This is a genomic window from Halalkalibacter okhensis, assembly GCF_000787375.1.
Classification (GTDB): domain Bacteria; phylum Bacillota; class Bacilli; order Bacillales; family Bacillaceae_D; genus Halalkalibacter; species Halalkalibacter okhensis.
In genome coordinates, this window is the sequence record NZ_JRJU01000056.1 from 1 (window position 1) to 20,758 (window position 20,758).

Annotated in this window: 19 protein-coding genes; 5 read left to right on the forward strand and 14 right to left on the reverse strand. The window is 38.2% G+C overall.

What is annotated here, in order from left to right:
* Positions 1 to 37: 37 nt before the first annotated feature.
* From LQ50_RS22420 to LQ50_RS22465, 10 genes are all read right to left on the reverse strand, one after another.
* Positions 38 to 1,453, reverse strand: a complete 1,416-nt coding sequence (locus LQ50_RS22420) for a sigma-54 interaction domain-containing protein (protein WP_034633782.1) — start codon at positions 1,451 to 1,453, stop codon at positions 38 to 40.
* An 87-nt stretch (positions 1,454 to 1,540) separates the two neighbouring features.
* A complete protein-coding gene (locus LQ50_RS22425) occupies positions 1,541 to 2,824 on the reverse strand; it encodes a GntP family permease (protein WP_034633784.1) in 1,284 nt (427 codons plus the stop codon).
* A 63-nt stretch (positions 2,825 to 2,887) separates the two neighbouring features.
* On the reverse strand, positions 2,888 to 3,661 hold the full coding sequence (locus tag LQ50_RS22430; protein WP_034633787.1) for a 3-hydroxybutyrate dehydrogenase: 774 nt from the start codon (positions 3,659 to 3,661) through the stop codon (positions 2,888 to 2,890).
* Between the two features lie 464 nt (positions 3,662 to 4,125).
* Complete coding sequence (locus tag LQ50_RS22435; RefSeq protein ID WP_034633789.1) at positions 4,126 to 5,187, reverse strand: Gfo/Idh/MocA family protein; 1,062 nt, start codon at positions 5,185 to 5,187, stop codon at positions 4,126 to 4,128.
* Between the two features lie 24 nt (positions 5,188 to 5,211).
* A complete protein-coding gene (locus LQ50_RS22440) occupies positions 5,212 to 6,306 on the reverse strand; it encodes a Gfo/Idh/MocA family protein (RefSeq protein WP_202595406.1) in 1,095 nt (364 codons plus the stop codon).
* A gap of 36 nt (positions 6,307 to 6,342) precedes the next feature.
* A complete protein-coding gene (locus LQ50_RS22445) occupies positions 6,343 to 7,173 on the reverse strand; it encodes a carbohydrate ABC transporter permease (protein WP_034633794.1) in 831 nt (276 codons plus the stop codon).
* On the reverse strand, positions 7,170 to 8,102 hold the full coding sequence (locus tag LQ50_RS22450) for a carbohydrate ABC transporter permease (RefSeq protein WP_034633795.1): 933 nt from the start codon (positions 8,100 to 8,102) through the stop codon (positions 7,170 to 7,172). Before LQ50_RS22450 ends, LQ50_RS22445 begins: the two co-directional genes overlap by 4 nt.
* 57 nt (positions 8,103 to 8,159) lie before the next feature.
* Entirely contained in the window at positions 8,160 to 9,476 is a 1,317-nt protein-coding gene (locus LQ50_RS22455) for an ABC transporter substrate-binding protein (protein WP_034633797.1), read from the reverse strand.
* Between the two features lie 83 nt (positions 9,477 to 9,559).
* Positions 9,560 to 10,318 carry a sugar phosphate isomerase/epimerase family protein gene (locus tag LQ50_RS22460; RefSeq protein ID WP_034633799.1) on the reverse strand — a complete coding sequence of 253 codons (759 nt, stop codon included), beginning with the start codon at positions 10,316 to 10,318 and terminating at the stop codon, positions 9,560 to 9,562.
* Positions 10,319 to 10,369: 51 nt separating this feature from the next.
* Positions 10,370 to 11,386 (reverse strand): LacI family DNA-binding transcriptional regulator, encoded by a 1,017-nt coding sequence (locus tag LQ50_RS22465; protein WP_052144918.1) that lies wholly within the window; start codon positions 11,384 to 11,386, stop codon positions 10,370 to 10,372.
* 237 nt (positions 11,387 to 11,623) lie between these two features.
* On the opposite strand from LQ50_RS22465, the gene LQ50_RS22470 reads away from it, so the two are divergent.
* Positions 11,624 to 12,787, forward strand: coding sequence for a dicarboxylate/amino acid:cation symporter (locus LQ50_RS22470; protein WP_034633802.1), 1,164 nt, complete (start codon positions 11,624 to 11,626; stop codon positions 12,785 to 12,787).
* A 182-nt stretch (positions 12,788 to 12,969) separates the two neighbouring features.
* Positions 12,970 to 13,509: a CueP family metal-binding protein gene (locus LQ50_RS25090; protein ID WP_202595407.1), complete on the forward strand. Its 540-nt coding sequence runs from the start codon at positions 12,970 to 12,972 to the stop codon at positions 13,507 to 13,509.
* A gap of 533 nt (positions 13,510 to 14,042) precedes the next feature.
* On the opposite strand, the gene LQ50_RS22485 is transcribed toward LQ50_RS25090, so the two are convergent.
* Genes LQ50_RS22485 through LQ50_RS22500 form a run of 4 tightly spaced genes read right to left on the reverse strand, consistent with a single transcriptional unit; the run spans position 14,043 to position 17,581 of the window.
* Entirely contained in the window at positions 14,043 to 14,300 is a 258-nt protein-coding gene (locus tag LQ50_RS22485; protein ID WP_034633806.1) for a hypothetical protein, read from the reverse strand.
* A gap of 27 nt (positions 14,301 to 14,327) precedes the next feature.
* Positions 14,328 to 16,325 carry a DUF6449 domain-containing protein gene (locus LQ50_RS22490; RefSeq protein ID WP_034633808.1) on the reverse strand — a complete coding sequence of 666 codons (1,998 nt, stop codon included), beginning with the start codon at positions 16,323 to 16,325 and terminating at the stop codon, positions 14,328 to 14,330.
* Positions 16,300 to 17,199 (reverse strand): ABC transporter ATP-binding protein, encoded by a 900-nt coding sequence (locus LQ50_RS22495; protein ID WP_034633810.1) that lies wholly within the window; start codon positions 17,197 to 17,199, stop codon positions 16,300 to 16,302. The genes LQ50_RS22490 and LQ50_RS22495 overlap by 26 nt, the downstream gene beginning before the upstream one ends.
* Positions 17,192 to 17,581 (reverse strand): GntR family transcriptional regulator, encoded by a 390-nt coding sequence (locus tag LQ50_RS22500; RefSeq protein WP_034633812.1) that lies wholly within the window; start codon positions 17,579 to 17,581, stop codon positions 17,192 to 17,194. The genes LQ50_RS22495 and LQ50_RS22500 overlap by 8 nt, the downstream gene beginning before the upstream one ends.
* Before the next feature lie 199 nt (positions 17,582 to 17,780).
* Between LQ50_RS22500 and LQ50_RS22505 the strand changes: the two genes are divergently transcribed.
* The 3 genes from LQ50_RS22505 to LQ50_RS22515 are packed head-to-tail and all read left to right on the forward strand — an operon-like array spanning position 17,781 to position 20,729.
* Positions 17,781 to 18,815 carry a LacI family DNA-binding transcriptional regulator gene (locus LQ50_RS22505; protein WP_034633819.1) on the forward strand — a complete coding sequence of 345 codons (1,035 nt, stop codon included), beginning with the start codon at positions 17,781 to 17,783 and terminating at the stop codon, positions 18,813 to 18,815.
* Positions 18,815 to 19,975, forward strand: a complete 1,161-nt coding sequence (locus LQ50_RS22510) for a Gfo/Idh/MocA family protein (RefSeq protein WP_034633814.1) — start codon at positions 18,815 to 18,817, stop codon at positions 19,973 to 19,975. Before LQ50_RS22505 ends, LQ50_RS22510 begins: the two co-directional genes overlap by 1 nt.
* A gap of 22 nt (positions 19,976 to 19,997) precedes the next feature.
* The gene (locus LQ50_RS22515) at positions 19,998 to 20,729 is read left to right on the forward strand and encodes a ThuA domain-containing protein (protein ID WP_034633816.1); all 732 of its coding nucleotides are present in this window, start codon (positions 19,998 to 20,000) and stop codon (positions 20,727 to 20,729) included.
* Positions 20,730 to 20,758: the final 29 nt, after the last annotated feature.

The window sequence follows — 20,758 nt, forward strand, 5'->3', positions numbered from 1 at the left end:
GCTCCTCCTCAATCTTCACTATTGAGGAGGAGCTTTTTTATCTTATTTCATAGATCTTACACTTATCATAAAAACTCGTTTTACCAATCCCAAGTAACTTTGCCGCCGCTAATTTATCACCGCCAGCTATCTCAAGCGCATGTGTAATCGCCCTTTTTTCTGCTCGGGCTATGGTTACTTTAAGTGGTTTTACTGCCGGCAAGTCTAGAGTACTAGTTGATTCAGCCATAGAAAATTCTTCTTCACGTTGGTTAATTTCTTGATCTCTGATATATAAAGGCAAATGCTCAGATTTTATAACCGTTCCATCCAATACATTAATCGCACGCTCTAGAACATTTTCTAATTCCCGAACATTCCCTGGCCACTTATGTCCTTCTAGCCTCATTACCACTTTAGGTGATAAAACAGTCCCCTTTCGATAAAATTTTCTTTCAAGCTTTTGTAATAGTTTTTTTGAAATAGCTGCGATATCTTCTTTGCGATCTCTAAGAGGAGGAATTTCTATGTTAATGACATTTAGTCGATAATATAAATCTTGACGAAACGTCCCATCTTCTACCATCTTCGTTAAATCTCGGTTCGTCGCTGCAATAATTCGCAAATCAATCGGAATGGTTTTTTGCCCTCCAACAGGTTGTATCTCTTTTTCCTGTAAGGCCCTCAATAATTTACTTTGCATAGAGAGAGGCATATCACCAATTTCATCAAGGAAAACCGTCCCCTTATTTGCTACCTTAAATAGCCCTTCCTTTCCTCCCTTTTTTGCTCCAGTAAAAGCTCCGTCCTCATAACCAAAGAGCTCTGATTCGAACAACACCTCAGGAATTGAAGCACAATTAATAGCTATAAAAGGAAAATGACTACGCATGCTGTTTTGATGAATGGCATGAGCAAATAATTCTTTACCAGTACCAGACTCGCCTGTTACTAATACAGACGATTCATTCCCAGCAACCTTCTCTCCTAGTGCTTTTGCCTCGATAAACGCTTGGCTATTACCAATTAAATCATCAAATGAATATTTGCTTGTTAATTCATTAACGGCTTTATTTTTATAAAAATTCAGTTCTTCCAATAAATTGCTCATCTTATTTTTAAAATGTCGTAAGTTATCTGGATCAGGAAAAATAACTGTCCCTACTGCCCCCACTAATTTTCCGTCTATAAAAATGGGGTAGCGATTGGCAATCATCACACTGCCATTAATCGGTTGAAGGTGTTCAATTTCTTTTTCACCAGTTTTTGCAACAATTTGCATTCGTGAATTTTCAATGATTTCTTGAACTGGACGGCCAACCGCATCATCAAAAGTCGTTCCTATAAACTCGCAATATGCCTCATCTATATAAACAATAATGCCATTATGATCCACTATGACGATTCGTTCGATACATAAATGAATAATCTCAATTAACCAATCAATTGAAAGCCCTCTCATTTCTAGTTTCATGATTTCTCCTCCAATCAGTAGAACCATTATAACATAGTAGAAAATGCGAAGAAGCTGCCCCTATAGAACAGCTCCTTCACTAAAATATTAATAGATTCCCATAGCCGCTAACGCGATGGCAACAACCGTAGCAATAATTGGAATAACAATCGCAACTACAGCAATATCTTTATAGCTTTCTTTATGTGACAATCCCGTAATCGTAAGCAATGTTAATACCGCACCATTGTGGGGCAGAACATCCAACCCTCCTGAGGACAGGGATGCTATACGGTGAAAGGCCTCTGGGCTAATCCCCGTATTTAATGCAATTTGATAATATTGATCTCCTAATGCTTCTAGGGCAATCCCCATTCCCCCTGAAGCTGATCCTGTTGCCCCAGCTAATAAATTAACAGCGATTGCCTCAGAGATAAGCGGGTTACCTGGAACATTCATTAACATCTCGGTCAACTTCTTAAAACCTGGTACCGCTTGCACTACTGTCCCAAAACCAACGGCTGCACTCGTATTAATAATCGCTATAATCGAACCAGTTGCACCACTATTGATCGATTTTACAAATCCTTTTATTTTCGTAATATTTAATAATAAGATTAATAGAATTCCAGAAAGTAAAGCCACAACAATGTGCCACTCCAATAAATTTAATGTTAGAAGTACGGTAAGTAGTGGCAATAAAGATAAAAATACATTCGGGGAATCCCCTTCTACATTTAACATGCTCGTATCTTTTGGTTCAGTAAATCCTTCTCCTTTTTCCGCAAGCTGTTTTTGACGCCAGATTAAATAAAAATATCCACCAATAGCCATAATTAGAGCCGAAACAATCCCCATTATCGGAGCTGCCATGGCATTCGTTTGAAAGTAAGGCATTGGAATTAGATTTTGAATTTGCGGCGTACCTGGAAGCGCTGTCATCGTAAAGGTAAAAGCACCTAATGCAATCGTAGCAGGCATAATCCTTCTACTAATATTTGCCTCTCTGAATAAAGATAATGCTAGAGGGTACACCGCAAAGACAACAACGAATAAACTAATTCCCCCATAAGTTAATACCGCACAAGATAAAATAACCCCTAAAATCGCACGTTTTGTTCCCATTAATTTCGATAAAACAACAGCAATTGACTTGGCCATCCCTGTATCTTCCATTAATTTTCCGAAAATAGCACTTAACATAAATACCGGAAACCATTGTTTTGCAAAGTTAACAAAACCGCTCATGTACGTATTGGTGTATGCATCTAGCAGATCCAAGCCACCCGTTAGCGCTACGACACCAGCTGCAATAGGCGCGACCCAAATGATCGACCATCCCATAAATGCAAGCGTCATTAATACAATTAAACCTAAAATAATACCAATCATTATTCCACCCCATCATCTTGAAATTTTCTTCATGTTGACTATGACTTGATCGTTACACTGTTATTACTGTGCCGTATAGCCTCCATCTAATAAGACTGCCTGGCCCGTGACACCTTTTGCTTTTTCACTGCTTAGGAAAAGAGCATAATCAGCAATTTCTTGAACAGATAACAATCGTTTTTGTGGTACTAATGGGTATAATACTTCTTCTTTTACTTTTTCTACTGGAACATTACGAGTTTTAGCTAAGTCTTCAAATTGTCCACGAACAAGCGGTGTATCAACATAGCCTGGACATAAGGCATTTACCGTGATGTTGTGTTCAGCCGTTTCTAGCGCGGCAACTTTGGTTAACCCAATTACGCCATGTTTCGCACTGTTATAAGCAGCTTTTCCAGCAAATCCAATTACCCCATTGATGGAAGCCATATTAATAATCCGACCAAACCCTTGTTTTTTCATAATCGGCAATACATGCTTCATCGCGACAAATGGAGCGATTTGCATCACTTTAATCATGAATTCAAACTTATCTGTTGGAAATTCTTCAATTGGTGACACATGCTGCAGCCCTGCATTGTTAAAAAGAACATCCAATCTTCCGTATTTTTCAACGGTTGTATCAATTGCCGCTTTTAAGTCTTCTTCTTTTGTCACATCCACCTTTAACCCTAAGCAGTCCAATCCTTCTTTTCTTAAGTTTTCTGTAACTTCATTTACTTTTTCTTTATTGATATCTGTAAAAACAACTCGATAACCATCTTTAAGGAAGGCTTCCCCAATTTGATAGCCAATTCCACTTGCAGCCCCTGTAATAAACGTTACTTTTTTTTCCATCTCTATTTCCTCCTCAATTTTCACATTAAATAGTTTTTCATATCTCTCAATACTTGTTACTCCCCCTATCTAATTGGTAAAGGGCATTTGAGCACGGCTGAGGTTTTTTCACACTCACCTATAATAAAGCAAGTTTTGTGCCAACTTTTGAACTTTACTTTAAAAAAACACTCTTTAAACTTGTAAAATCTCTTTACCAAAAGAATACGCTTACATTTTTTTATTTTGGATTATTTATAATTTGAATTTATACCCTCTTACCACCTGTCTTTATCCTTCCGGAAAAACGGAATATTCCGTTTTTCTGGAAGATATTGAATACCGATTCCGGAAATACGGAATTCCTTTCCAAAAAAAAAATCTTTGTTTCCATGCACTTAGCATGAGAACAAAGATCTCTTTCGAAAACATAATCTCTCCTTTTTAAACACTGTCATGTTTAGCGAATGTTTGATGAATTAAGTTTATAGTTTGATTCCTTTCTCTTTTTGAAGGAGTTGCTTCAGATCAACAATCGTTTTCGTTTCTTTAGATTTTAATGCCGCTAAAATTACAGCTAGAGATTTAAATCCTTCTTCGCCAGAAACAGGGGATAGTGTATTGTCTACTATGCAATCAATAAAATGATCAATTACATGTGTCTTTGTTTGTCTTCCTTTTTCATTTGACTGGATTTGGGGTAATTCGTACTTGATCGTTTCTCCATTATTATATTGCAGAATTAATGAATAATCCGGGTCATCCTCTAAACGAATAATCCCTTTCTCTCCGTAAATGACAGTTGAATTATCAGACTGCGGAGAGTACGCCCAACTAGCTGTCAGTGTTCCGATAATCCCATCCTCTAACTTCAAAATACAAACAGCATTGTCATCAACTGAGGTTTCCTCTTTAGCATTGGTTTCAACCATTGCACCTACTTCCACTACCTCTTTGCCTAGGAGGTAGCGGATCAAATCTGATTTATGAACACCCAGGTCCCCCATAGCGCCAATAAATGCTTGCTCTTTCCTAAAGAACCAGCTTCCCTTCCCATCGATACTCCAACGTTCTGGTCCACCGTGACCAAATGTTGTGCGAAAGCTATATACCTTTCCGATTTCACCAGCAGCAATCAGCTTTTTTGCCTTTTCATGTGAAGAAACAAAGCGCTGGTTATGAGCAATCATTAATTTTTTTCCATTCTCATCAGCAGCTGCAATCATCGCTTCAGCTTCTTCTTTTGAAGTTGCCATTGGTTTTTCACATAACACATGCTTCCCGCTATTTAACGCAGCAATCGATACTTCAGCATGTAGATAGTTTGGTAGACATACACTAATTGCATCTATTTCTATATTGGTTAATAGTTCTTTATAGTCGGTGTAAGCTTTTACTCCGTACTGCATGGCAACATCACTAACACGTTGCTCATTTAGATCACAGACGGCTACTATTTCTACTAAATCATTACTTGCATATTCAAGTAGATGACGTTTTTGTGCGATACTTCCGCAACCAATTACTCCTACTCTTATCTTTTCCATTGAGATTCCTCCTAAAAATCTTATTTAATTTAGTAAGAAGCCTACATGTGGAACGAGTTCTGGTTTTGTACAGGTGCTTTTAAGTAGATAATGTCGATTCCATTCTGAGGCCTCTAGTAATCCATGCATCGTTTCCAAAACATGAAAGGCCAATTCTCCATTTGCTCGATGAGGCCGATTCATGACAATCGCTTCAGCCATATCAGCCGGCCCGATTCCGCGACTATTTTCAGTAAAACCGAATAAGATAGGGATCTTTTCCCAATCACTTTCACCAGGTCTTTTTAAGAAAATCGGTCCACCAAACCGATTAGGGTCAGGTACACTTAGCGTTCCTTCCGTCCCATGAATTTCAATTCGTGGAACTTGAGAGCCCCACACATCAAAGCTCGTCACTAAAGTACCCACTGCTCCCTCTTCAAAATCTAAAACCCCAGAAATGTGTGTCGGAGTATGAACTTGAATTTTCTTCCCATAATGTGGCTCACTTTTTATTGTTCTTTCTTGAAATGAAACACTCGCTGAAGCTGTTACACGGCGAATAGAACCTAAGAGGAAAATTAACGTTGTTATATAGTAAGGTCCCATATCAAATAAAGGCCCTCCACCTTCTTGATAAAAAAACTCTGGATTCGGGTGCCACCCTTCTGGTCCATGTCCCATCATGAAGGCATTCGCTGCAACTGGCCTTCCAATCCAACCATCATCGAACAATTTACGACACATCTGAATCCCACCGCCAAGGAAGGTATCCGGTGCCGAACCGACTAACAGTCCCTTTTCTTTTGCCAATTTCAATACCTTTTTGCCATCTTCAAGTGTGACAGCAATTGGTTTTTCAACATAGACATGCTTACCGGCGTTGAGCGCATCCAGGCAAAGGGAGGCATGAGCGCTTGGAGGGGTTAAATTAATAATGAGCTCGATCTCACTACTCCTCAACATTTCTTCCACTGTAAATACATTCTTAACTTGAAACTTTTCGGCTGCATGATAGGCTTTGTCGCTATCAAGATCGGAACAGGCAACAACCTCTAACACACTAAACCTTACAAGATTTTCAAAATAAATGTCACTAATATTTCCACAACCAACGATGCCTACTTTAACTTTTCTCACAGTAGTAAACCCCATTTCTTCCTATTACCTAGGTTGTTACCCTTTCACCGCACCACCTGTCAGACCTTTTACAACACGTTCTTGAGCTAGGATAAATAGTAACAGCACCGGTAAACTTGCAAGAGTTAACGCAGCCATTAAACCAGGAACATTAATCATAAATTCCCCATAGAAATTCTGTAACCCCAAAGGCAATGTCATCTTACCTGGACTTGTGATGAGAATAAGCGCAAAAACAAACTCGGTCCAGAGAAACACAAAGTTATAGATAACAATCGTTGAAATCGCTGGAACGACGTTAGGAAAAATTACTTTCCAAAAAATCTTCCAATGATTAGCTCCATCTATTTGAGCCGCCTCTTCTAACTCTTTAGGAATGTCCTGCATAAATTGCGTCAAAATAAATATGGAAATAGGTAAACTAAATGCAACATAAGGCCCAAGTAAAGCAAGGAGCGTGTCATAGATGCCCATTCCTTGAGTCAAAACAAAAATCGGAATTAAGGTCGCATGAATTGGTAACATCATTCCTGCAACAAAAAGGAGAAACAATGGACGATTCAAGCGAAACTTTATCCGACTTAACGGATAACTCGCTAGGGATGCGATCATAACCGTAATAACGACCGCAGAAACTGTAATGATTATGCTATTTAGAAAATACGTTGTTAATCCCATATCAAAAACAGAGAAATAATGTTCGATTGTAAATGAATCAGGTAGGATCGAAAATGGATTTACAAAAAACTCATTCATGCTTTTAAAAGATGTGCCTATCATGTACATAAACGGATAGAACGTAAACATCAAAAGCGAGATAGCCAGTACGTATAATAGAACTCTCTTAATTAACTGTAATGGATTCATGTAAATAACCCCCGCTTCTTTCGTTGATGTTCAATGATCTGAATAATAATGACGCAGACAAATGCGATCAAGAACATGACTGCAGCAATGGTACTTGCATAACCCATACTAAAATGGATAAATCCTTGCTTATACATATAAGTTCCGAGTATTTCTGTTGCCCCACCTGGCCCACCACCAGTCATAATATAGAATATATCAAACGCTTTTAGTGACCCTACAATCGCTAAAATAGAGGACGTTACAAATGTAGGGATGAGTGCTGGCAATGTAATATAAAAAAACCTTTGGGTTCCACTTGCTCCATCAATGCTTGCAGCTTCATATAACTCATCAGGAATTCCGACCATGGCAGCTTTAAATAAAATCATATAAAAAGGTGAAAACTGCCAAACAATTACGAGTAAAACAGCCAACATTGCTGTATTTTTATCTGCTAACCAAGGAATAGCATTAAACCCAAACATTTGAACTATTTGATTGACTGGACCATTTATCGGGTCATACATAAAAATCCAAAGCAAACCAATGGCAACCGTCGACATCAAATATGGCAAGAAGTAAATGACATTTAACCATTTCTTCCCCATAATCGGGCTAAAAAGAACTAAAGCCATTACTAATCCGAGCGGAATCTGAATAAACACTGACACCAAAACAAGGAGCATATTGTTTTTCAGTGCTTGCCAAAAGGTTGAGTCTGAAAACAAGGTGGTATAATTTTCAAGACCGATAAATGTCTTCTGTGCCTGAACCCCATTCCAGTTATACATACTATAGTTAAATGTTGCGAATATTGGATAAAGGATAAAGACTGAGTAAACGAGAAGTGCTGGTAAGACGAAAAGAAGAATCGCTTTTGTTTTCTTACGATTATTCTTCTTTATATCAAGATTAATCGTTGTATCCGTTTGAATTACTCTCTTCAAAGCCATTCCCTCCTTTTTAGAGATAGAGGAGAGAAAGTACTCTCCTCTAAGTATCTCTTAATCTAATTCCTCTTTTGCTTTTTGTTCCATGAGATCTGCCGCTTCTTGAGGTGTCATCGTTTTACCAAATAACTCTTGGGTTGTATCTTTATGAAGTTCAGCAAGTACTGGAGGGAGAGTTTGGTCATAAGGCATGTGAATATCGTTTGCTCTTGATGCGATTTCTGTAAATTTTTGTACAAATACATCATCAGATTGAATGTCTTTTAGCGCAGATAAACTGCCCGTACGTGTAACATAATCTTCCGCTGTTTCTACCGTAGATAACTCTTTAATTAGTTCTACTGCTAACTCTGGATGGTCACTTCCCGAATAAACTGACCAGACAGGACTTGCTGATCCTCCTACGTTTGACGGATCGCCATTTCCATCTGGTAATGTCGGAAATTCGAACATACCTAGTTTCTCTTCAAATTCAGGTGCTTCTGAGCGCACATTCACAACTAACGAGTTTGTCATAAGCATCATGGCCGATTGCTCTGAATACAATAGTTGCCTTCCCTGACCAGCATCATATGGGACACCATTAAATCCTGGGTTAAACGCATCTCGATCTACTAGCTCTTGAATGTACTCACCAGCTCTGACATACGCAGGATCATCGAATCCTTTTCCATCTCTATTAAACGCACTCTGAAATAAATCTTCCCCTCCTAGGCGATCAGCAAAATACATCAGGTAGTAAGCACCCGGCCATTTTGTTTGATTGGTTAATGTAATTGGAATGATATTATTCTCATTTAATACGTCAATAATCGCTAGTAATTCATCAAATGTTTCCGGCTCTTCTAAACCATGTTCTTCAAAAATTTCTTTGTTATAGAAAAATAGGGTTTGACTTAAACCTAAAGGCAATCCGTATACTTTATCATCGAATGTTGAGTTAGCTAACGCCATTTCTAAAAAGATATCAAAATCAATATCCTCATTTGTTAAATCAAGGACCTGACCCGCATCAGCAAATTCTTTTAGCCAACCACCGCCCCAAGAGACAAACGCATCTGGAGGATTTCCACCTGACATCGCGACGACCATACGCTGTTTGTAATCATCATTAGGTATTCGTAACATGTTTACTTCCACACCAGGGTTTTTCTCTTCAAAACGCTTTACTGCATCTGCGTATACTGCCTCTTTATCACCACTATCAATTTGCCAAAAATCTAATACGATCTTGTCACCATTTGTAGAATTACTACCACTATCGTTATCGCTGTCAGTTGATGATTCTTGCCCCGCCCCACCACTGCAAGCTGCTAGGAATATTGAGAGAATAAGTGTAAGAACGAAGATGATTGAACGTTTTCTTTTCATATTAAGTCCCCTTTTCTCATTGAAATAGCCATTTCAAACGATTGACAGAGTGACAATACTTTACAACCAACTATTGTAACCGGTTACATTTTAAGTGATATAAAATTATTCCTTAAATAATCAAGGCTTATCTTTGCACTTTCAAATGGATCTCGCTTCGTTTGATCTTGTTCAACAATAAACCATTCAACACCTGATTCAATTCCTTTCCTTATTGAACTCTCAAGATCGACACCACCTGTCCCCAACTCTGCAAAAAACTGTTCCTGATCGGTTGTCATATCTTTCAAGTGGAGAAGCGGGGTTCTTCCTTTATACTTTTCGATCCATTCAACTGGATTTTCTCCAGCCTTTGTAAGCCAATAAATATCTAGTTCGGCATTTACTACTTCTGGATTTGATTCATCTAACAATACATTTAAAGGCCTCTTACCTTCTATATCCTCTAATTCAAATGCATGATTATGATAACTAAATTTAATTCCATTCTCTGCACAAGTCCTCCCGATTTCTGTTAAGATGTTAGCTAACTGTGAATACTCGCCCCGACGCTCTTCTGGTAAGTACGGACAAGTAATGTAATGACTACCAATTTTCTTTTGAAATTCAATTACGTTATCTAATTCATTTTCAAGCATATGCAGTGGCACATGACTCCCGGCTGTTTTTAAACTAAGATCATCAAGGATTTTCTTTAGATTCTCTGCTTCTAAACCACCCCAATTTCCAGCAAATTCAACACCGTCATATCCTAATTCGGCTACTTTCTTTAACGTCCCTACAAAATCTTCTTGGCATGCTTCTCTCAATGTAAATAATTGAATTGCTACTTTCATATCCATCGCTCCCTTAATGTTTTTAAAAAGTTTCCAGAAAAATAGAGCTACTCCCGTTCATCCCCCCTTTCTAAGAATTTCATTGTTTCTTTTACATGAATTGCGAATGATTAAATTGCTATTTATTTCAACATGCATTTGTTCTAGCGGTTGATGAGATAATATTTTTAATAACATCTCAGCAGCTTTCTCACCAATCTGAACGGACGGTTGTTCAATCGTTGTAAGTGCTGGAGTAACATATTCAGAAACTGCAATATTATCAAAACCAACAATAGATATGTCCTCAGGTATTCGTACTCCCTGCTCACTCAAAGCCCGAATTGCACCGATGGCCATATTATCCGAAACTGCAAAAATCGCTGTAGGAAGCTTTTTTTGTGACATTAATTGCTTCGCTAATTCATAGCCCGATTTAAGTGACCAATCTCCTTCAAAAATTAGGGTTTCATCTATTTGTAAGCCATATTGTTGAAAGCCTTTTTTGTACCCTTCCAGTCTCTCCCTTGCTCCTAAAGCATCCGGTCTTCCCCCAAAATATGCAATGCGTCTATGTCCAAGGTTAGCTAGATAATGAACTGCTTTTTCTGCCGCTTGAACGTTATTAATACTAACGGAAGGGGTCGATCTAACCCTTTCTCTTAAACTATCGGTTGCTAATACAACAGGAAGGCCTTGAAACTTTTCTTCAAATTCATCCTCTGTCATCATCGCCGATAACAAGATTGCCCCCTCAACAGTCCGATCTTTAATTAACTCAGGTACAGAGCTATCTCGTCGATTAAACGTTTCAATAAGAATAACTTGATATCCATTTTCATTAATAACATTTTGTATACCATGAAAAACACTAGAAAAAACAGAGTTTGATACTTTTGGAACAACTACCAATATTTTTTTAGATTGCATGTTACTTAGATTTCTCGCTAATGTATTTGGGACATAATTTAGTTCTTTTACTGCTTTTAATACTTTTTCTTTTGTTGACTGTTTGACGTTGCTGTCTCCTTTTAACACACGTGACACAGTAGCAACTGATACTCCTGCATATTTTGCTACATCTCTCATTTTCATCATGTTCACCTTCTATGTAACCGGTTACATTTTATAGTTTTATGGTAAGTGTAACCATTTTAATTGTCAACTAATTTCGAATTTTATTTATCTTCAAAATTCGACAACCGTTATTTGTTCTAAAACGGAATAGACTCTTTATCAAAATAATATAAAATAAAATAATATATTAACTATTCTAATAAATTATTGTATAATCTCATAATGATGAATTTTTTACAGATTAGGAGAACAAGTATGAAACGTTTTGGACTTTTGCCTCGCATTGTGTTGGCAATCATTTTAGGAGTTATAATTGGAAAACTAGCACCCGATTGGACTGTTCGAATTCTAGCAACATTCAACGATTTATTCGGAAATTTTCTTGGTTTTATTATTCCTCTAATTATTATTGGATTTATCGCACCAGGAATTGCCCAATTAGGAAAAGGAGCAGGAAAACTTTTAGGAATTACAGCTGGAATCGCTTATCTTTCTACCATTACAGCTGGTTTACTTGCCTTTTTTGCTACGTCCATAATTTACCCAAATATTTTAAAAGTAGATGGATTTTTAACGTCTTTCGAAAATCCAGAAGAAGGACTGCTACCCTCATATTTCACTGTTGAAATGGCGCCAATTATGGGGGTAATGTCAGCATTACTCCTTGCTTTTTTACTAGGGTTAGGCGTGACATTAATAAAAGGAGACACATTAACAAAAGGACTAGTGGAATTCCGTGGAATTATTGAAAAAGTGATTTCTGCTATCATTATTCCGTTGTTACCCATTCACATCCTTGGCATTTTTGCAAATATGTCAAAAGCTGGCCAAGTAGAAACCATTTTGTCCGTGTTTGGGAAAGTATTTATCTTAGTGATTATTCTTCATTTTGTCATGTTGTTATTTCAATATACCGGAAGCGGAATGTTAAATAGGAAGAATCCTTTATCGATGATGAAAGGAATGCTCCCGGCCTACTTTACGGCCCTTGGAACCCAATCCTCTGCTTCCACGATACCAGTAACATTAAGACAAACAAAGAAAATGGGTGTTCGAGAAAGAATTGCCGATTTCACGGTTCCTTTGCTCGCAACCATTCATTTATCAGGTAGTACCATTACACTCGTCAGTTGCTCTATGGCGATTATGTTTCTTATGGGAGACACACCTACCATTGCAGCAGTGCTACCTTTCATTATGATGTTAGGTATTACGATGATTGCCGCTCCTGGGGTACCAGGTGGTGCCGTTATCGCTGCATTAGGTCTATTAGAAACTATGCTAGGCTTTGATCAAACGATGATTACACTGATGATTGCTCTATACCTTGCCCAAGATAGTTTCGGTACAGCATGTAACGTTACTGGAGATGGGGCCATTTCGGCATCGGTTGATCGGATTGATCGGATGGGGAGGTAATTACTACAGGCATACGATTATCCAATAGCTAAAGAATAACACCTGGGATTCAGGTGTTATTCTCGTTTATACAGATTAAAAAGTTCATATCTTCGCCCTTACTTCCCCATGCATTCTTTCATATCTATGATAAAATAACCTTAGAAACAAAATAGAGAAAAAGACAGGGAGAGAATAACAAAATGAAACGAACAATCTCTGCGCTTGTCGGATTAGTTTTCGTTGCCATAGCGGTTTACTTTTTCACTGGAAATAGTGAAAATAATACGGCAACAAATGAACTAGAAGCCGATAACATTAAAGAATTAGTGCATGATTATAGTGTAGGTAATATTACAAATCAATCAGCTTCTATTACATCGCATGAACTTATTATCACCGATAGTGATGGGAGTCAAATAAACTATGACTTACCAGAAGACGAATTTTTCCTATCAATTGCTCCATACGTCAATGAAACCCATCCTTGACACAATCACAACTTGACAGGTTGTCAAGGAGAAATGGTAAATGAAGAATTTGACGTATATATTGAAGATATGGAAGGCCATGTATTAATAGACGAAGCGATGACATCTCTAGCTAATGGATTTATTGACCTATGGCTCCCACGAGAGAAAACGTACCGTGTATCGATTACACATAACGGGAACATTGCTGAGTCTGAACTCTCCACGTTTGAGGGAGACGAAACTTGTATTACTTATATGCAGTTAATGTAAAAGGTGTCCAACCTGAGACTACACTGCCTTTAAGCGACCGCCATAGTTCTTTTCATAGAGCTATGGCGTTTTGATTGTGATGCTCTCGGCTCTCGGTCTTACCTTTTTCGGAACTCATCCTCTTTGATTCCTAAACCCTTGCTCCTACTCGGTTTCGGTAGTCAACTCTGCTCTTTGTCTACCAAACTCCTCGTCCTCTCCCTTTTTCGGTAGTCAACCCTTCTCTTTGTCTACCCAAATCCTTGCTCTCCACCCTTTTCGGTAGTCAACCCTTCTCTTTGTCTACCCAAATCCTTGCTCTCTCCCTTTTTCGGTAGTCAACCCTTCTCTTTGTCTACCAAACTCCTCGTCCTCTCCCTTTTTCGGTAGTCAACCCTGTTCTTTTTTAGGTATAAAATCATCCGTTACCTTCGAATCCGCTTCTTGCACAGCTATATTTGAACAGAAAAACAAAAAAATTAGTAGCACGTCCCATTTCCTAGGGGTGTGCTACTATTCTTACTATGATGTCACTAAAGAGGCGATCTACCTGATTAAACCTCGATCATTTCCCCTTCAACTAACCCCATCAACTCCACTCTAGCGCCTTCATTATAAATATTTCCTACGATCGTGCTTTGAATGGTTACGATGGAATTTTTCTTTAAATATAAATCACCATGTAATAGAGCATCTAAGCAAAGTTTTGCTCCTGGTAATACGGTAAGATTCCCATTAAATGTTCCAGTTAATAACGTATCGCACTCTATCACCATATCCTCTTCTTGGCCATTCGTGCTTATCATATTCATGTTACCCCTCCTAGCGTTTAGAACCATCTATAATTGTTCTTTAATAAAATCAGGAACGTCATCCTCCGGGAAAGTCTGAAAGTCTGGATACATATGTTGGTGATAGTAAAAAGCAACTATATAGGTCCCTTCACTATTCCAAGTTGTTGATCGCAGAATTTCTTCTAATTGGTCTGCATTATTAATTCTTAATGTATCATCACGACTTTCTAGCGTATGATCAAGGTTATTTTCATGAATAAATTCATAAATGTTACTATGCTCATCGCTTTTAATGACAATGGCATGAGAAATGTCATCAGCCGTAATTCTCGCTTGATCTAACACCCCTTTTTGCTCAAGCCACTCTTCAATTTGAACGTAAGACTTTTTCCATTGGGAGCGAATCCTTTTATTATCTGTCCATAAATATTCAACCTCCGCCCATGGCGCGTGGTATTCAAAGCTGTCATCATACGACTCCTCTTCGATTTCCACCTTTAATAGTTGATGAAACTCATTCATTTCTTCAGGATCTGTTAGAACCAGTCTTTTTCCTCCTTGTGGTACGTTTAGAGCAATTCGATCTAATTTAGACAGATCCTCGACCGCTAGAACAGGATTTTGATTTTGTTTGTACTCTTGTGATTCTACAATTGGTTTATATAAACTCTCGTAATCTTCTACGGGAATTCGATATTGTCTTACTTGCCTTTCTCCATTTTGTAATTCATACCCAAAAACGACGAAACGAGACTCTTCATTATTTGCTCGAATGAGCGGTTTATCAGCAATAAGCTGTTCATGGAACGAGTGAATGTTTTTAATGTTTACTTCATCTTGATAGAAATAGTTCGGCCTAATCTCTTGTTCAAATCCATTTGTATACCGTTCCTCGTCTTCATCTAAGAAATGAACGGAGTCTGCAAAATAAACTTGATTGATCTCATCAATCTGTGGGATCGCTTTTTCATATCCAACTACATCCATTTGAATAATCAACCCAATAATCACAACTGATACCGCATAAACGGCATAGCCTTTCCATTTCGTAAATACTCGCCAGCTTTTTTCTAAAATCATTACAGCGAGGAAATAACCAATTATCGAAGCTGTCACATAACCAAATATCGTCCAACCAAGAGAATTGTTTGTCATTGCGCTAAAATATAGTCCACCAACAAGCATTGCACAAAATGTTACACCATACTTAAAAATAGGTTGCAACGGGCGAAATGCAATGGCTTGTGTAGCAGCTTCAACATTTCGTTTTCTATACATCCACAGTGAGCTTAAATAGAAAAAGATAATCACCATTGTATATCCCGCTAGTTCTAGTCCTGAAAGTGGAGTTTGTGTTAGTTCATTTACACGGATAAAAGGTACAATCTTGTCTACGTTTTGGTTTAAGTAGTAATCAGCAGATAATCCATACCAATAAATTTGCAAGTTCATCAAAACAAGTAACGATATCCCAGCTGGAAATAGAAACATGATATAGATGAGGGCACCCTGTAATACTGACATTCCCGTAAGCATTGCAACAAACACACCAGCGAAAAAGACAAATACATTAAAGAATGAAGTCATGGCAACCCATTCTAAAATGGCCCCAATCGATAATATCTCATCCAAAGGTATAACACTTCCTAAAACAAATAGGACGATACCCGTTAAAATTACAGGTACAAGTAACAGTAGAAGCCCAAGAATAACATGCAAATGGTAAAGAGCTCCTCTATAGATAGGTAGACTGTGCATATAATCACTAGTTAATTTAACTTGCAAATATCGAAAAATAAATATAGAAAGCAACACAGGCATTAGAAACAACAAAAACACTTGAAAAGCATTTGAAATTGCAAATAAGCTTGTGGAATCCGTCATAAAAATATGATGGTAATGTCCATCTCGTGAATATTTCAACAAGATCTGCAGTGGCAATGCAAAAAGTAAGCAAAGAAAATAGGCTACAAAAACCCACCCAACACTTCTTAAATCTTGTATCACGATCCCCCGATTAAACGAGAATGTTTTCGATAGCATAGCCGACATCCCTCATTTCATAAATAAAAATCTCTTCAAGAGTGAGAGGTAAAATATCAAATAAAACAGGATGAAACGTTTGGATATGAGTCATCACCTTATCCTGCTTTCCTCGTAAAATATACAACCTGACACTTCCACGCTCTTCTTTATACAAAATATCAAATCCATGCAAGAAAACAGGCGGTACCTCGTGTTTAAAGGCGACCTGAATTTTATGAACATCAGACTTTAAATCATCTAAATCCTTTTCAATTCGTAGTTGACCTCGATGCAAGATCCCGACTTGATCACAAAGATCCTCTACTTCACGCAAGTTATGCGAGGAAATTAAAATTGTCATTTCTCGCTCAGCGACATCTTGGACGAGCAAGTTTTTCACCTTTTGACGCATCACAGCATCAAGCCCATCAAACGGTTCATCTAATATCATTAACTCTGGCATCGTTGATAACGTAAGCCAAAACGATACTTGTCTTTGCATTCCCTTAGACAAACGATGAATCTTCTTGTTCACATCAATATTGAACACATCTTTTAAACTTTGAAACCGCTCTTCATTCCAATGTTCGTACATACTCTTGTAAAACTGAGCAGCTTGTTTAATCGTTGTATTCGGGAAGAAAAATAATGAATCAGCGAGAAAAATAAGCTTTTGCTTCCATTTGATATTTTCAAAAATCGGTTCACCTGCAATCATAATTTCACCTGAATCCTGCTTATAAATGCCCGCAATCATTTTTAATAACGTCGTTTTCCCTGCACCATTGGAACCGAGAAGACCATAGATGGAACCTTTTTTAACATGAAGGTTGAAACCTTGGACGGCTTCGATGTCCTCAAACCCCTTTTTGACATTCTTCACTTCAATCAAGTTCTTCTCCTCCTTTCACCGACTTTTCTGCAATATCAAGCAATGATAAAATATCTTCTTTATCCATCCCTAAATACATAGCTTCTGATAACAGTTTAATTAGTTCTTGTTTCAACTTTTTCACCTTTTCCTCATTAGTCGTTTCTGATTGAGGGGCTACAAACTTCCCTTTTCCTGGAATTGAATAAATATAGCCTTGATGCTCAAGTTCCCGATACGCTTTTTGAATGGTATTCGGATTAATCGTTAATTGTTGGGAAAGAACTCTTACAGACGGCAGTTGTTCATCCGGATTATAAACTTCATGAATGATTAACTCTTTCATTTTTTCAACCAACTGCTCATAGATTGGTTTTCGGCTACGTGTATCTAACTGAAACATGGCTTCCCCCTTTCTAGCATGTCTTTATTATTTCGTACTAACTGCACTAACTGTACTATTTACCTTAATACAGTTTAATTATATAAAAATTTAATTTTTTTTCAATACTTTTCCCAAAAAAAGGTTGAGTTATTGTAAATTCACTGAATATTCCTTATAATGTACACGTGTACATTTTGATTATTAGGAGGTGAGATGGATAGTCAAGCGAAAAGATGTTGCGAAATTAGCTGGTGTCTCAGAAGCAACTGTGTCACGAGTTTTCAACAATGTCACACCACTTCGAGAAGAGACAAAACGTAAGGTGTTAGATGCAGCTAAACAATTAAACTATTATCCTAATGCGATTGCTCAAAGCTTTGCAAAAGGAAAGAGTCGGAACATTGGCGTGATCGTCCCGTTTCTACCTAAAATTCACTTATTATCAACATACTATTTTTCAGAAATATTAAGTGGAATTGGCATGAAACTTGGAGAACGTGATTATGGTTTACTGCTATTGTTTCAACCGCCAAATGAAAAAAAGGATTATGTACAGTTGTTTCACAAACAAAAGGTGGATGGGGTGATCATCCTTGGTTCACAAGATACTCCTGGTGAAACAGAATCGCTGAATAAGCTACATGAACAGGGCTTTCCCTACTGCCTTGTCAATCAAACATTTGCAAACTTTCCATTTCATTCAATTGACGCACAACATTATGAAGGAAGCTATGCTGCTGTATCTTTACTTGTGGAAAAAGGGTTAAAACGAATTGCCTTTTTGAATGGCCCTATGCGCTTTTCAAATAGTTACGAACGTTTTGCTGGATACAAAGACGCCTTAAAAGAGGCTGGAATCACATGTTCAAGTAACCTTCTTTTCGAAGGGAATTATAGTCGGACAAGTGGCCTTAAAACTGCTGAACAAATGGCAAACTACATGTCAGAGATTGATGCCGTTTTTTCAGCCAATGACCGCATGGCAGTTGGTCTTATACATGGGTTGAGTGAACTGGGTTATCAAGTTGGTCAAAACTACGCCATTATCGGATATGATGATTCCGATATTGCAAGTTTGATGAAACCCCAGTTAAGTTCAGTTAGAGTTCCATTATTTGACATGGGTCAACAAGCAGCTGAGAAAGTGCTTGCTATGTTAGATGAAGGGATACATTCCCCCACTCAAGTCCGCTTGCCTGTTACCATTATTGAACGTGACTCTATCCAAATGAGCGAAAAGGAGATGGACTAATGGAAACACTTAAAATTGGAATGATTGGTTATAAATTTATGGGAAAGGCTCATAGTCACGCTTACCGCGACCTTCCTATGTTTTTCCCAACGCACATACGACCACAAATGAAAGTTATTTGCGGTCGGAACGAAGAAGGTGTGGCTCAAGCAGCTTCTCAATTTGGCTGGGAGGAATATACAACGAATTGGGAAGACCTTCTTAAACGAAACGACCTTGATCTGATTGATATTAATGCACCTAGTGATGTACACAAAGACATTGCTATTAAGGCAGCCAAAGCAGGAAAACATGTTTTTTGCGAAAAACCGTTAGCGCTTACATTGAAGGATTCTAGAGAAATGTTAGAAGCAGTAGAATTAGCGGATGTTAAACATATGATTGGTTTTAATTATCGTTTCGCTCCTGCTGTTATGTTAGCAAAAAAACTAATTGATGAAGGACGTTTAGGGGATATTTATCATTTTCGTGCCTGGTTTTTGCAAGATTGGATTGTTAATCCTGAATTCCCACTCGTATGGCGTCTCCAAAAAGATATTGCAGGATCCGGGGCTCATGGAGACTTAGGTGCCCACCTTATCGATTTGGCCCACTATCTCATTGGTGAGATCACTGAAGTTATCGGTATGAATGAAACATTTATTAAAGAAAGACCCCTTCCTTCTAACATGACTGGATTATCAGCCACTGGAAATCTAGATGGACAAAAAGGTGCGGTAACAGTGGATGATGCGACGTTATTTTTAGCTCGCTTTCGTAATGGTGCTCTTGGCAGCTTCGAATCTACTCGCTTTGCTACTGGGCACCGGAGTACCAATTCTTTTGAAATTAATGGAAGCAAAGGTAGTGTCATCTTTGACTTCGAACGAATGAATGAGCTTAGCGTTTATTTTGTCGATGATCAAGACGATGTACAAGGCTTCCGTCGTGTATTAGCAACCGATCCCCCTCATGCATACTCTGATGCTTGGTGGCCAGCCGGTCACCCGATAGGCTATGAGCATACATTTATTCATTCAGCTGTAGAGTTAATGGAAGCTATTCGTGAGGATCGACTGCCCGTGCCTAACTTTTATGATGGAGTAAACTGTCAACAAGTATTAGAAGCTGTTGATTTATCAATTAATGAACGTCGCTGGGTCCAAATTTCTGAACTATAAACTTGATAATAGGAGTGATTCGATGAAGAAGGCACTAATCGTTTGGGGTGGCTGGGATGGCCATGAACCAGAACAAGTTGCACAACTTTTTAAAGGACTACTAGAGGAAGCAAATTTTCACGTAGAGATATCCAATACACTAGATTCTTATGCAGACGTTGAGAAGCTCAAATCCCTGGATTTAATTGTCCCACACTGGACGATGGGAACGATTGAGAAAAAGTACGCACTAAACGTCTCAGAAGCAGTCATGAGTGGAGTTGGTCTAGCTGGATGTCACGGTGGAATGTGCGATTCCTTCCGAAATAACGTTGACTGGCAGTTTATGACTGGAGGCAATTGGGTTGCCCATCCCGGGAATGACGGTGTGGAATACATGGTTAACATCAAACACTCCTCAAGTCCGCTTCTAGAAGGAATATCCGATTTCAAAGTAGTCAGTGAGCAATATTATCTTCATGTCGACCCCGCCGTTGAAGTGTTAGCGACTACTCGCTTCCCTGTAGTAGATGGTCCACATTCTTTTAATAAAGCTGTGGAAATGCCGGTCGTTTGGACAAAAAGATGGGGATATGGCCGTGTATTTTATAATTCATTAGGACACGTAGCAAATATTATAGCCATGCCAGAGGTTTCCAAGATTATGCAAAGAGGTTTCCTCTGGGCGGCAGAGGGCAAAGAACTGTATGGAGGAAAAGAAACGTCTGTTAATAAAACAAGGAATATTTACACAGGAATGGGCGACAGCCAATAAAATAGTAAGGCCACTGAAAAAGGTACGAC